13 protein-coding genes are annotated in these 13,718 nt (G+C 52.0%); 2 read left to right on the top strand and 11 right to left on the bottom strand.

Going from position 1 to position 13,718, the window contains the following annotated elements; translation table 11 throughout:
- The first annotated feature begins 2 nt into the window (after window positions 1-2).
- The gene (locus P771_RS0109590; RefSeq protein WP_028574980.1) at window positions 3-1,253 is read left to right on the top strand and encodes a uracil-xanthine permease family protein; all 1,251 of its coding nucleotides are present in this window, start codon (window positions 3-5) and stop codon (window positions 1,251-1,253) included.
- A 158-nt stretch (window positions 1,254-1,411) separates the two neighbouring features.
- Here P771_RS0109590 and P771_RS0109585 read toward each other — a convergent pair whose 3' ends face one another.
- Window positions 1,412-2,506, bottom strand: a complete 1,095-nt coding sequence (locus P771_RS0109585) for an AI-2E family transporter (protein WP_028574979.1) — start codon at window positions 2,504-2,506, stop codon at window positions 1,412-1,414.
- Between the two features lie 267 nt (window positions 2,507-2,773).
- Between P771_RS0109585 and zupT the strand changes: the two genes are divergently transcribed.
- Window positions 2,774-3,577, top strand: a complete 804-nt coding sequence (gene zupT / locus P771_RS0109575; RefSeq protein WP_028574978.1) for a zinc transporter ZupT — start codon at window positions 2,774-2,776, stop codon at window positions 3,575-3,577.
- Window positions 3,578-3,582: 5 nt separating this feature from the next.
- On the opposite strand, the gene P771_RS0109570 is transcribed toward zupT, so the two are convergent.
- From P771_RS0109570 to ftsW, 10 genes are all read right to left on the bottom strand, one after another.
- Window positions 3,583-3,837 (bottom strand): DUF6899 family protein, encoded by a 255-nt coding sequence (locus P771_RS0109570; RefSeq protein WP_028574977.1) that lies wholly within the window; start codon window positions 3,835-3,837, stop codon window positions 3,583-3,585.
- A gap of 12 nt (window positions 3,838-3,849) precedes the next feature.
- Entirely contained in the window at window positions 3,850-4,137 is a 288-nt protein-coding gene (locus P771_RS0109565) for a MoaD/ThiS family protein (RefSeq protein WP_028574976.1), read from the bottom strand.
- Complete coding sequence (locus tag P771_RS17125) at window positions 4,118-5,776, bottom strand: radical SAM protein (RefSeq protein ID WP_035244267.1); 1,659 nt, start codon at window positions 5,774-5,776, stop codon at window positions 4,118-4,120. Before P771_RS17125 ends, P771_RS0109565 begins: the two co-directional genes overlap by 20 nt.
- A gap of 96 nt (window positions 5,777-5,872) precedes the next feature.
- Complete coding sequence (ftsZ, locus tag P771_RS0109550) at window positions 5,873-7,102, bottom strand: cell division protein FtsZ (RefSeq protein ID WP_028574975.1); 1,230 nt, start codon at window positions 7,100-7,102, stop codon at window positions 5,873-5,875.
- A gap of 74 nt (window positions 7,103-7,176) precedes the next feature.
- On the bottom strand, window positions 7,177-8,403 hold the full coding sequence (gene ftsA / locus P771_RS0109540) for a cell division protein FtsA (RefSeq protein ID WP_028574974.1): 1,227 nt from the start codon (window positions 8,401-8,403) through the stop codon (window positions 7,177-7,179).
- Between the two features lie 58 nt (window positions 8,404-8,461).
- The gene (locus P771_RS0109535; protein ID WP_028574973.1) at window positions 8,462-9,277 is read right to left on the bottom strand and encodes a cell division protein FtsQ/DivIB; all 816 of its coding nucleotides are present in this window, start codon (window positions 9,275-9,277) and stop codon (window positions 8,462-8,464) included.
- A complete protein-coding gene (gene murB / locus P771_RS0109530; protein WP_028574972.1) occupies window positions 9,277-10,155 on the bottom strand; it encodes a UDP-N-acetylmuramate dehydrogenase in 879 nt (292 codons plus the stop codon). The genes P771_RS0109535 and murB overlap by 1 nt, the downstream gene beginning before the upstream one ends.
- On the bottom strand, window positions 10,152-11,516 hold the full coding sequence (murC, locus tag P771_RS0109525) for a UDP-N-acetylmuramate--L-alanine ligase (protein ID WP_028574971.1): 1,365 nt from the start codon (window positions 11,514-11,516) through the stop codon (window positions 10,152-10,154). The genes murB and murC overlap by 4 nt, the downstream gene beginning before the upstream one ends.
- A 1-nt stretch (window position 11,517) precedes the next feature.
- Entirely contained in the window at window positions 11,518-12,606 is a 1,089-nt protein-coding gene (gene murG / locus P771_RS0109520; protein WP_035244265.1) for an undecaprenyldiphospho-muramoylpentapeptide beta-N-acetylglucosaminyltransferase, read from the bottom strand.
- The gene (gene ftsW / locus P771_RS0109515; protein ID WP_035244264.1) at window positions 12,606-13,715 is read right to left on the bottom strand and encodes a putative lipid II flippase FtsW; all 1,110 of its coding nucleotides are present in this window, start codon (window positions 13,713-13,715) and stop codon (window positions 12,606-12,608) included. Before ftsW ends, murG begins: the two co-directional genes overlap by 1 nt.
- Window positions 13,716-13,718 lie beyond the last annotated feature (3 nt).

The raw sequence follows: 13,718 nt of genomic DNA, 5'->3' as shown, positions 1-13,718 counted from the left end.
GCATGGCGGATTCCAACACTGTTGAATACCGGTTTCATCCCAAGGACAGCCTCCTGGGAGCACAGATTCTCTTTGTGGCCTTTGGTGCTCTGGTTCTGGTACCCCTTCTGACCGGCCTTGACCCCAATGTGGCCCTTTTCACAGCCGGTGTGGGAACCATAATTTTTCAGATTATCACCAGAAGACAGATCCCCATATTTCTGGCTTCTTCCTTTGCCTTCATTGCCCCCATCATTTACGGAGTCAATACCTGGGGAATTCCAGCCACCATGTGCGGCCTCATGGCCGCGGGCCTGCTGTACGTGCTCCTGAGCCTGATCATTTCTCTGCGCGGACCCGGAATAGTCCTGAGGATCCTGCCTCCCATCGTTACCGGACCGGTAATCATGGTCATCGGGCTTATCCTGGCCCCAGTGGCTGTAAACATGGCCCTGGGAAAGACCGGAGACGGCTCGGTTCAGCTCGTGCCTGAAACAACCGCCATATTCATCTCCATGGTCTCCCTTGGAGTGACCATTGCCATTTCCCTCTTTGCCAAAGGCATTTTCAGACTGGTTCCCATCCTTTTCGGCATTATCTCAGGATATGTGCTCTGTCTGGCCATGGGGCTTGTGGATTTTACCCCGGTCCGGGAGGCAGCCTGGCTGGCCATGCCCAACTTCACCCTTCCTGAATGGAACTGGCACGCCATCCTGTTCATCGTTCCAGTGGCTATTGCCCCGGCCATTGAACACTTCGGGGATGTCATGGCCATCAGTTCGGTAACCGGGAAAAACTATCTGGAAAAGCCGGGCGTGAACAAAACCCTTTTGGGTGACGGTCTGGCCACATCCTTTGCTTCCATGGTTGGAGGCCCCCCCAACACCACCTATTCAGAAGTGACAGGAGCAGTGGCTCTGCTCAAAATATTCAATGTGGGCGTCATGACCTGGGCAGCCATATTTGCCATTCTTCTGGCCTTTGTGGCCAAGGTGGGGGCGATTCTCTCCACCATACCTGTACCAGTTATGGGCGGAATAATGATTCTGCTCTTCGGGGCCATCATGGTGGTGGGCATCGGAAGCCTGGTAAGGGCCGGGATTGACATGATGCAGCCCAGAAACCTGGCCATTGCTGCGGTCATTGTGGTCTTCGGCGTGGGGGGAATGTCTTTTTCCGCAGGTGAGTTCTCCCTGCAGGGCATTGGCCTGGCCGGAATAATCGGGGTCGTGCTGAATCTGATCCTGCCCCATCCCAGGAAGGTCCAGGAATAGAAAACCATTCCTGGTCCATGCCTGTGCCTTGAGGTTGCAGTCAGGAATCAGGTCCGGCTCAGGACAGGCTTTTGATCCGGCAACAGCCCCGGCTGGTTCTTGTCTCTTTCAAGCCTGCCCCACATGGCCCTTGAGCATGAAGCCAGGCTTCAGACCGGTCAGCTGTTTTCTGGATCGGCTGCTGGAACAGGCTCTGGAGGAACAATATCTTCATAGGCAGGCCAGGCCTTGATTATGGCCTGAATAAGGGTGGCTAAGGGAATGGCAAAAAATATGCCCACAAATCCCCACAACCCTCCAAACACCAGGATGGAGGCAATCACCGCCACTGGATGGATATCCACAACTTCGGCCAGGAGCAAGGGAGCCAGGACATTACCGTCAATCATCTGGATGATGGCGTAGACAATCAGGACCCAGACCAGCTCAGAGCCGATGCCCCACTGAAAATAGGCCACCATGGCCACAGGGATGGTGGCCACAGCAGCTCCCACATAGGGTATCAGGACTGAAAAGCCCACAATGGCCCCCAGGAGCATGGCGTACTGGAGTTTCAACAGAGTAAAGACCAGGAAGGTTACAATCCAGACAATGATTATTTCCCAGGTTTTACCCCGGATATAGTTGGCAATCTGAATGTTCACATCCTCCCAGACCTGGACCGCCAGGGAACGATCCCTGGGCAGAAACCCGGAAAACCAGCCAATGATCTTTTCCTTGTCCATGAGAAAGAAGAAGACCAAGAGCGGCACAATAATCAGATAAACCAGAAGAGTAATGAGGCCCATTACCGATGCCACTGATATGGACAGGATGTTCTGGGCCAGCTTGCCCACCTCTCCCCGGATGACTGAAAAAATTTCATAGACCTGTTCTTCAGAAATAAATTTGGGATAGTGTTCCGGCAGCTGCAGAAGAAGATTCTGGGTTTCACTGATCATATTGGGAAGCTGTTGAACCAGCTGGGTGACCTGTTTAGTCAATTGAGGCACCAGCCAGAAGATACTGAAAAGCAGGATGAGCATGAAAAACAGGAAAACAAGTATCACCGCCAGCAGCCTGGGCACTCCCCTTTTGGTCAGGTGTTTAACCACCCCGTCCAGGAGATAGGCAATGATCAGCCCCGCAAAAAAAGGAACCAGCATCTTTCCCAGAAAGTAGATTACTCCGAATCCGGTCAAGAGCAGGACCATCAAAATGACAACCTGAGGATTGCCGAATTGTCTTTGAAACCAGGTCTTGATCAGCTGCATTTTTTTATCTGTAAATCCGTTGAACTGAACTATTAAAAAAGCCGGTCTTGTCCTTTGCAGGCTATTTAATGACTCATTATTTCAGGACAATTATTCTATTAGCATATCTTGCCAAAGGCAACCATAAGAAACCTGGGCAAATTCTCAGGAAACAGCCGGGCCGGATTGAGCAGCAGCCCCGGCCAATTGACAATAACCGATCCTAAATATTACTCTCTGTGATAAACTTTTTTATCCACGCACAGCAATCCATACAGGTAAATATTGATGTTTGAAGAAAACCTGATCCTGGCTTTTTCCCTGACCGCCCTGGCCGGACTCTCCACCGGCATAGGCAGTTTCATCGCCTTTTTCACCAGGCATACCAATAAGGCTTTTCTGTCCATAGCCCTGGGCTTTTCCGCCGGGGTGATGATCTATATTTCCTTTGTAGAGCTGCTGCCGGAAGCCCTGGAAATGCTGGAGTCCATCCACAGCAATGAAGCAGCAGCCTGGATCATGACCCTGGGATTCTTTGCCGGGGTATTCTTCATTGGAATCATTGACCGGCTGGTTCCGGAGCATGAAAACCCTCACCAGGCCAGAAAGGTGGAAGAAGTCCATCAGGGTGTGGACCGCAGAAAAATGCACCGGATGGGGGTTTTTGCAGCCCTGGCCATTGCCATCCACAACTTTCCTGAAGGCATGGCCACCTTTTTTGCCACCCTGGCAGATCCGACCCTGGGGATTGCCATCGCCATCGCCATTGCCCTGCACAACATTCCCGAAGGCATAGCTGTAGCTGTTCCCATATATTATGCCACCAAAAGCAGGGCCAAGGCTTTCTGGCTTTCCATGGCCACCGGGCTGGCCGAACCCCTTGGCGCCCTTATCGGCTTCCTTATCCTGCGCCCTTTTATTAATCCCACGTCCATGGGATTTATCTTTGCCTTTATTGCCGGGATCATGGTCTTCATATCTCTGGATGAACTCTTTCCAGCAGCCAAGGAATACGGACAGGGCCACCTGGCTATCTACGCCCTTGTTGCAGGAATGCTGGTCATGGCCGCAACCCTGCTCATGCTCATGTAAGGGTTCTAAATCCCGCCGTTCTCCTGAATCTTTTTTTCTTCGTAAGGGACCAGAGCCTTTCTGTACCACTCCAGTTTGGCATGCTCCATGGCACTGGAACACATGCTCAGATTGGCATAGCTCTCACCTATCCGGTCAATAATCAGCCTGGACAGCTTAAAGATGCAATAGTTGAGTTCGCCCTGGTCCCGGACCTCCAGGGCCAGCATTTCAAGGGCCTGATCAAAGGCCTGGCGTCTGTCAGCAGAAATATACGGCATAACAAATGCTCCTTATTTTGCCTTGCACTCTCTGATTCCCAGAAGAACCCGGTAAGGCCCGGGGGTGCCCGGAGGGACCAGGGCCACACTGTCGCCGTGTTTAAGCCTGGTCGACAACGGAGCCACCCGTCCATTAATAAAGGCTGCTTCAACCTCATCAAGCCCGAGTCCCAGACTCTGGACCAGGTCTTCAACAGTTTCATTTTCAGTTATTTCCAACTCTTGGTCAAAACAGTCCCGGCCCAGAGCCCTGAGCCTGGGCTGCAAAAAAGAAAAAGCCTTAAAACAGATTCTGGCCATGTTCATGCTCCTCCAGCAATATTTGCATACCGCACCTCCGGCATGTCTGGCAACCTGATTCCGGACACGGTCTGGTCAGCAGGGATTTCCTGTACTTTTGCCATTCCTTTTCCAGATAACTTCTGTCAATGCCCATGTCCATAACTTCCCAGGGAAAGGATGTTTCCAGTGGCAATTCCTGATCAAGGTACTCTTTAATGCTGCCTGACCAGTTCTTTAAACCTTTTCTCCAGTCATTTTTGTTTTCAGCGGTATCCAGCAGCAGCTCATGGACATCCGGCCCTCCCCTGGACAGCAGTCCCTGAATCCTGGCCATGAAAGGCCTTTCAAAGTTAAATTTCAACCCTTTGTACGGTGCACACAGCTGCCTGAACTTCCCGGCCTTCTCCAGAAAGACATCCTCCTGGTCCATGGGTGCCCACTGCATGGGGGTCCATGGTTTGGGCACAAACATGGATGCGCTGATGCTGATCAGATCCACGCCTTTTTTTCTGGAGCCCATGCCTTGAGTTCTGGCCTGGTCAAGCCTTTTTAAAAAGCATTCCAGTTCCTGAAAATCATCTGGTTTTTCACCGGGCAGACCCAGGATAAAATACAGCTTGAGGTTATTAAACCTCAGTTTGCTCACCAGCTCCACGGCCTGAAAAAACTTTTCCTGGTCAAAATGCTTGTTTATGGCTGATCTGAGCCTGCAGCTGATGCCCTCAACAGCAAGGGTGATGCTCCTGATCCCGGTTTTTCTGAGAAACTGCAGAAACTCCCAGTCCAGACCGTCCGCCCGCATGGAGGACAGGGAAAACTTGATTCTTCGGTCAGCGAGCCAGGCCAGAAAGGGTTTGAGAGGCTTCCAGTCGGTCAGGGCTGTACCCACCAGTCCCACTTTTCTGGGTGCAGCCGTTTCAACCAGGTCCTGAATCCTTTTTAACCCGGCCTGTCTTGGGGGCCTGTATATGAATCCGGCAGCGCAGAACCGGCAGCCATAGCCGCATCCCCTGTTTATCTCAATAAGCAGACTGTCCTTAAAAATTGACCGGTTCGAGATAAAGGCCGAATGGGCAGGATGTTCCAGCTGACCTGATCCTTGAACCTGTCTTTTTACCTTGTTTTCATTTTCAGGAACAAATATCCCAGGAAAAGCTGACAATGCTTTAAGGGTCTTATGTCTTCCGCCATGGCCCAGCCAGACTTCTTTGAGAAAACCGGCCACAGCCTTGAACCTTCCTTCTGACTCACCAACATACAGAAAATCAAGACTGGGAATGATGGGAAATGGATTTAAAAAAGCGATGGGCCCTCCGGCCATGATCAGGGGCCAATCGCTTCTATCCCGGGCCAGAACCGGTATCTGCCCGGATTTGAGGATATGAATCAAATTCAGGAAATCACCTTCAAAGTTCAGACTGAAGCAGACCAGGGGAAAGAGGTCAATGGTCTTGTTGGAGTCTGCTGAAGCCGCTCCCTGCAGTTTTTTGTCCCAGAAAAAGCGTTCAACGTAAAATCTGGAGTCCCTGCCAAGATCATTGTAGACCGCCTGCCAGCCCAGGGTTGACAGGGCAAGGGACTCTTCTTCCGGAAAGACCAGGGCAACAGGAAGACGACCTCCCCATTCCCTGGAAGATACTGGTTCATTCCTGGTCATGGACTAGGGCCAACACTTTCTGAATCCAGCTGCTGACCTGCAGCTTTCCAGCCCCCATGCACAGAATAATCCTTACCCCCACCGGACAGTCTGAGCTTAATCTGCCTGTCTCCTGATGAACGAGGGAATCTCAAATTCATCCTCGTCAAAAATGAATTCTTCATTTTTCTGGCCAGTCCTGGAACTGGTCTCTGCTCCGGCAAGAGAATCAATCTTTTTCTTTGTTCTCAGGTAAGTCGGAATATTCAGGTTTTCCCTGCTGTCAGGGTCCACTGCCATGGACCGCGGACGCTGGACCAGCTTTGATCCGGACCTCTTGGCTTCGCTCAACTTGGTCACATTGGGATTGGTCTCTTCGATCTTGTCAAAAGCATCTTCAATACCTGTGGCAATAACCGTGATCCTGATCTCGTCCTCAATATCCTGGTCAAAGACCGTTCCAAAGTATATTTTGGCGTCTTCATGAGCTGCCTCATGAATAATCTCTGCAGCCTCACTGACCTCATCAATGGCCAGGTCGGTTCCGCAGGTCACGTTCATAAGCACACCCCTGGCGCCGTCAATGGAAACGTCTTCAAGCAGCGGACTGGTAATGGCCTTCATGGCGGCTTCTCTGGCCCGTCCCTCGCCCTTGGCAATGCCGGTTCCCATCATGGCCAGGCCCATCTCGGACATGACCGCCTTGACATCGGCAAAGTCCAGATTGATGAGTCCAGGCACCATGATCAGGTCGGATATTCCTTTGACTCCGTAATAAAGGACCTCATCAGCCTTCTTGAGCATCTCAAGAAATGACGCCTTTTTGGAGGCCAGGGACAATAAGCGGTCATTGGGAATAGTAATAATGCTGTCCACTACTTCCTTGAGAGCTGCAATGCCTTTGTCACCCTGGCTGCGCCGCCTCTTGCCCTCAAAATAAAACGGCTTGGTCACCACTGCAACGGTCAGGGCATCCATCTCTTTGGCCACCCTGGCGATGACCGGGGCTGCTCCGGTTCCTGTACCACCGCCCATGCCGGCAGTCACAAAGACCATATCACAACCCTGGAGAGACTCACGGATCTGATCCACGCTTTCCTGGGCCGCTTCCTTGCCCACATCAGGGTCAGCTCCAGCCCCCAGACCCTTGGTCAGTTTCTCCCCCAGCTGGATCTTGTATTCAGCCCGGGAATGCTTCAAGGCCTGCACATCAGTGTTGGCCACGATAAAAGTCACTCCTTTCATGGCTGAGCAGATCATATTGTTCACGGCATTTCCACCGCCTCCTCCAACACCCACTACTTTGATTCTGGCATTGCCTTCCATTTCGATTTCCTGGTATTCCATGGCTTCCTCCTTCCCCTGTAACTTCAAGGTTCTGCTGAACTATTTCTTTTCCGGAACAATTTTCCGGATGGAAACTATTTAATATCCACAAACCAATTGCGCATCTTGGTCAGGATGCGGTTGAACATGTTCTTGTCCCTGATCCGAAAGCTCTTTTCAGAGCTCTCCTTTTCAGCTCCGTAAATCAGGACTCCCACAGCTGTGGCAAACATGGGATTGTTGACCACATCTTTCAGTCCTCCCACCTTTCTCGGATATCCGATCCTGGTGGGCAGGTTGAAAATCTGCTCGGCCAGCTCCTGGGACCCTTCAATCAATGATGCTCCGCCGGTCAGGACAACACCGGCCCCAATGGAGTTCTTGAATCCAGAACGGATGAGCTCCTGGTCCACCAGGGCAAAGAGTTCCTCCATGCGCGGCTCGCAGATCTCGGCCAGGACATGTCTGGAAAGCTTTCTGGGCGGCCTGCCGCCAACGCTTGGGACCTCGATTACCTCGTCTTCCTGAATTATGTCGGCCAGGGCGCAGCCGTATCTGACCTTGATCTTTTCAGCCGCCACCATGGGAGTCCTCAGACCAAAGGCAATGTCATTGGTCAGGTTGGCCCCCCCAATGGCGATTACTCCGGTATGTTTGATGGAGTCATTGCTGAAAATGGCAACATCAGTGGTTCCACCGCCTATATCCACCAGGGCCACCCCGATTTCCCTTTCTTCCTCGGTCAAGACCGCCTTGGACGAAGCCAGAGACTCCAGAACAATATCGGCAACATCCAGGCCAGACCGGTGACAGGATCTGACAATATTCTGGGCGCTGCTGACAGCTCCGGTGACAATATGCACTTTGACCTCCAGGCGCACCCCGGCCATGCCCAGGGGATCAGCTATCCCCCTCTGGTCGTCCACAATGTATTCCTGGGGCAGAATATGGATGACTTCACGGTCCAGGGGGATGGCCACGGCCTTGGCCGCATCTATGACCCTTTCAACATCTCTGCTCCCCACTTCTCCGCCCTTGACTGCAATTACCCCGTGGCTGTTAAAACCCTTGATATGACTTCCTGCTATGCCTGCATATACCGACCTTATCTCACAGCCGGCCATCAGTTCGGCTTCTTCCAAAGCCTTTTTGATGGACTGAACTGTCTGCTCGATATTCACAACCACGCCCTTGCGCAGGCCTGTGGACGGGCTGGTCCCTATGCCTACAATATCCACCCCGTCTGGAGACATTTCCCCGACCACGGCTGAGATTTTGGTTGTGCCCAGGTCAAGCCCCACGATTAAATCAGGTTTGGCCATAACTCATTCCTTTTTCGACAAGTTTCGGATTATTATTTCAGGATCTGTGACTTAAGTTCTATTCAGCATAAGCCACCCAGGCATTCCTGCCGGCAAGGGTAATCCGTTGAACCGCTTGGGCTTCTCCCTGGTTTTTAATATCCGCCCACACCAGGCTCAGCCGGGATGCACTTCTGCCCAGCTGAGCCCGGTCCAGGACAATCAGCAGATTCTGTCTTGAAATGCCTATTTCAACTGTTCCTGACTCCCTGATCCTGATCCAGGAAACATCCTGAAGAGGAAAGGGAAAATTTCTGCTTTCCAGGAAACCGACCACCGCCCCCAGGTCTGCTTCCTGCTGTTCCCCACGGACATGAAGAATGGGAAGGGAAACAAATCTCCTGGGGCTTATTTCAGAAATGATCCGTCCCCTTTCATCTGCATAGAACAGCCGGTGGTCGTCCTGGACCCAGAAGTAGGCCTGTCGTTCTTTGATCCTGACCATGACCCTGTCCGGGAACTCCCTGGTCACGGCTACTGTTGCAATCCAGGGGTTCTGCTCAAGCCTTGCCTGCAACTTGGACATCCTGAGCTGGAGCAGGCTGTCTCCGGGATGAATATTCATCTGCTCAGTCAGTTCAGCATAGGTCAGTTGTCTGTTACCAATGACTTCAATATCCTTCAGGGCAAAAAAATCGCTGTTCACTGCCTTGTTGTAGCCCAGCAGAAGACCCAGGCTGATCAGCCCGAGAAAGCCCAGACTCATGACCAGCATCAATGACATGCCCAGGACCCTGCTCAGCACACTGAAAAATCTTCTGATCCGGCCCTTTTCCCTGGACCTGGTGTACCTGGTGGCTTTGAGGCCTGTACGGATGCTTGCAGCATAAGCCATCAGATCACCTTGATTTCCATTTCAAGATCAACCCCGTAAACCTGCTTGACCTTGGTTTTAGCTTCCTGGATCAGATCCAGGGCGTCCTGGCTCCGGCCCTGGCCGGCATTTACAAGAAAATTGGCATGAAGCCGAGAAAAGCAGACTTTGCCCCTGATTTTACCTCGGAACCCGATCCGTTCCAGAAGCATTCCAGCCGGATCATGTCCTGCAGGATTCTTAAAGACACATCCCGCTGTATTCTGGAGAACTGGCTGGCTCTTCTTTTTCCGGGAATAATATTCTCTGATCCGCTCCTTGATCACTCCGGCCTCATCCCTGCCCAGTCTCAGCCAGACCTTGAGGATAATGAACCCGGTTTCAGCCCTGTTTGGCCTGAAATTCCTGTATCCATGGCTGAAGGCATCTTTTTCCAGATCAGCAACTCCATGGCTTGGACTCCATACAGTGACTTTTTCCAGCATGGTGCAGATCTCTGTACCATAAGAACCGGCATTCATTGCTACTGCCCCGCCCACTTTTCCAGGAATGCCGGCCAGACCTTCAAGACCGCTAAAACCATGGACTGCACACCACCTGATAAGTCCGGGCAGGCTTGATCCGGCGTCTGCCATGATCAGCACACTGTCCCTTTCTTCCTTGACCATTGCCGGAGGTTCTTTTCCCTGCCAGCCCACCAGGACCAGATCCCTGACACCATCCCTGAACAGGATGTTGCTGCCCCTGCCCACAATCAGGACCTCCGGGCCCAGCTCCGGCCACATTCTGGCCAGATTCTCCAGGTCTCTGAAGTCCTGGGGAAAATAAGCCATCCTGGCTTTCCCGCCCATCTTCAAGGTGGACATGGTTCCAAGTTCAGGGTTCTGTATTGCCTTCATCGCTTTCCTAAAAAACTTTCTCCAACTTTCCAGACAGTTCCTGCACCCATGGTAATGAACAGATCCCCGGGCCTTAACACATCCTTTAAACCAGCTCCTGCTTCGTCCAGGTCTTCAAAAAAGCTGACCCTGGTCCTGCTGATCTGTTTGATTCCCTGGGCCAGGCTCTGACTGTTGACTCCGGGAATAGGCGCTTCAGATGCAGGATATATTTCGGTCAAAAGCAGGACGTCAGCTTCAGCCAGGACTTTGCAGAAATCACCGAACAAAGCCCTGGTCCTGGAAAACCGGTGCGGCTGAAACAGAACCACCAGCCTCCGGTCCGGATAGCACTGCCTGGCCGTTTCAATGGTGGCCCTGATCTCAGTGGGGTGATGACCGTAATCGTCAACCACCATGATCTGATCCCTGACGCCCTTGATCTCGAACCTGCGGCCAACACCTCCGAAGGAAGCCAGCCCGGAAACTATGTCCTCTTTGTCCAGTCCGCAATGAATGGATATGCCAATGGCAGCCAGACTGTTGAGAATATTATGTTTACCCGGATGACTCAGCTTTACTTTGGACCAGAACCGTTCTTCAACAAAGACATTAAATTCTGAGCCGGAAACTGTATTTATAATCTCGGCCCGGATATTGTTCCCCTCAGTCAGCCCGTAAGTCATGACCGGGCGGTTGACTGCCGGAAGCAATGACTCTGCTCCGGGATCATCTCCGCAGACCACGTTCATCCCGTAAAACGGAACACTGTTCATAAAGGTCACAAAACTGTCCTTTATCTGATCCAGGTCCCGGTAGAAATCCAGATGGTCAGCGTCAACATTGGTCACTACGTTCATGATGGGCTTAAGGCAAAGAAATGATCCGTCGGACTCGTCTGCCTCAGCTATAAAGTACTCTCCAGTTCCTGGGAGGGCGTTACTCCCGTAAGAGTTGAGCCGGCCGCCGATGATCACGGTGGGATCCACCCCGGCCTCTTTAAATATTGTACCCAGAAATGAAGTGGTGGTGGTTTTACCGTGGGTTCCGGCAACAGCAATGCCGGTCTTCAAACGCATCAGTTCAGCAAGCATCTCAGCCCTGGGGATGACCGGAATATTTTTTTCCCTGGCAGCCATCACCTCGGGGTTGTCCTCACCAACAGCCGTGGATTTGACCAGTACCTGGGCATCCTTTAGGTTGTCAGCCTGGTGTCCTGAAAAGACTGTGGCCCCCAGGTTCTTCAATCTTGTCACTCCAGATCCGGTTGAAAGGTCTGAACCGCTGACCTCATATCCCAGATTGAGCAGGACTTCGGCTATGCCGCTCATGCCTGAGCCGCCGATGCCGACCATGTGAATTCTGTTTATCTTTCCTTTCATTCTACTTACTTGATTTTTTTCTTATTTTTTCCAATTCCTGAACTATTTTCAGGGCCGCATCCGGCCTGCCGGCCTCAAGAGCGGCCCGGCTCATTCTTCTCAGCTTGTCCGGCATTGCCAGGAGGTCCCCGACAACCCTGGCCAGATTAACCTCGTGCAGATAGCTTTGAGCCAGGACCAGAGCCGCCCCCTGCTGTTCCAGATGCCTGGCATTGGTCATCTGGTGATTGTGGGTGGCATAGGGAAAAGGAATCAATATCGACGGTCTGCCGGTCACACACAGTTCAGCCAGGGTGGAGGCTCCGGCCCTGCACAGGACCAGGGTTGCAAAACTGTACGCTTCAGCCATGTCCGCAATAAAAGGTTCAACCCTGGCCTGGGGATATTCTTTTTGATAAACTTGACTGACCCTTTCAAAATCAACCTGTCCTGTCTGATGCCATATCTCCACGTCCATGGCTTTGAGTTCCTTGATACTGGCCAGTACGGCATCGTTTATGGCCTTTGCACCCTGGCTTCCTCCAACAACCAGCAGCCGTCTGACCCGGCCCAGAATCGATGAATTGCCCTTTACCCCCTGGACAATCTCCCTGCGCACAGGGTTTCCGGTTTCAACAACCTTTAGAGCCGGAAAAAAACTGTTTTCATCAGGAAAACTGAGCAGCACCCTGTCCGCCTTTTTGCCAAGTATCCTGTTGGTTACCCCTGGCAGACTGTTCTGTTCGTGAATAGCCGTTGGTATCTTCAGCCATCTGGCAGCCAGGACAGGCATGAATCCGGCATATCCCCCGAATCCGATCACCACTTCCGGTTTGAACGAGCGCAAAAAAAACAGCGAAAGCACAAGACTCTTGCTCATCCAGAATAATGACCCCAGAGACTTAAACCCTCTTCCCAGAACCCCCCGGGCCGGAAATGACTTGAATGTGATCCCTGCCTTGGTCACAATTTCCCTTTCCGGACCGTACTCGCCGCCTGCAAATACGACCCGGCAGTCCGGATGCATCTCCAGGATCTTCTGAGCCACGGCCAGAGCCGGGAAAATATGGCCTCCAGTGCCGCCTGTGGCAACAAGAACCCTCTTCAACATCACCGTCCCCTTGACAGGTTCAGTAAAAACCCGGCGCAAAACATGGAAACAAGCAGACTGCTCCCTCCGTAACTGATGAAAGGCATGGGCAATCCCTTGGGCGGCACCATTCCCAGAACCACGGCCAGATTCAGCAGGCTGCCGATAATAAGAATCATGCCCATTCCAAAGCCGGCAAACCTGTCAACCAGCTCATTCTGGCTGATGGATATGGCCACCACCCTCCAGATGATGATGCCCAGCAGGACAAAGACAAGGGACACGCCAATGAACCCGAGTTCTTCCCCGACAACCGCCATTATGAAATCATTGTGGGCCTCAGGCAGAAAAAACAGCTTCTGGCGGCCCTCACCAAGTCCCATGCCCCATATTCCACCGGAACCAAAGGCATAGAGGGACTGAACCAGCTGGTATCCAGAGTCCTGAGCATCCTTAAATGGATCAAGAAAGGAAAACCACCTCCTGAATCTGTACGGCGACTGCATCACAAGGATGGCAGCTGTAATCAAGGCCAGAACTGAAGAGGAAAAAAGATAAATGATCCTTGTTCCTCCTATCAGGCTCATCAGAAAAAGCAGAGCTGCCATGTACACTGCTCCCCCAAAATCCGGCTGAAGCAGAAGAAAAACACAGAATATGCCGGTAATAATGGTCGGGGGCAGAAAGCCCACACTGAAACTCTTGACCATTTCCTGTTTACCGGCAAAAAAGCAGGCCAGATAGATGACCAGAGAGATCTTGGCCATCTCCAGAGGCTGGACATTGATGAAGCCCAGATCCAGCCATCTTGTTGCCCCTCCGGCAGTTATGCCCAGGGGAGAAAAAATTGTCAGACCAAAAGCCAGCAGAGCGAGTATGACCCACACATATTTGAGCCGGTAGAAAAAATTCCTGGGTGTAAAGTAGACCAGGGCCAGTACTGTCAGCCCAGTGCAGACGAAGATCAGCTGTTTCCTGAAAAAAAAGTATTTATCCGAATAAAACCGCTCTGCCATGATGGCGCTGGTGCTGAGAATCATGGTCAGACCCAGGCCGCACAGGACCATCACTGCAAAAAACAGCCAGATGTCAGGTCCGGCAGACTGAATGGTTTTTCGCTGTGCATTCATGGC

The sequence above is a fragment of the Desulfonatronovibrio hydrogenovorans DSM 9292 genome, from assembly GCF_000686525.1.
GTDB classification, from domain to species: Bacteria; Desulfobacterota; Desulfovibrionia; order Desulfovibrionales; family Desulfonatronovibrionaceae; genus Desulfonatronovibrio; species Desulfonatronovibrio hydrogenovorans.
The sequence above is the reverse complement of the archived record's forward strand: the minus strand, read 5'-3'. Positions and strand labels throughout refer to the sequence as shown.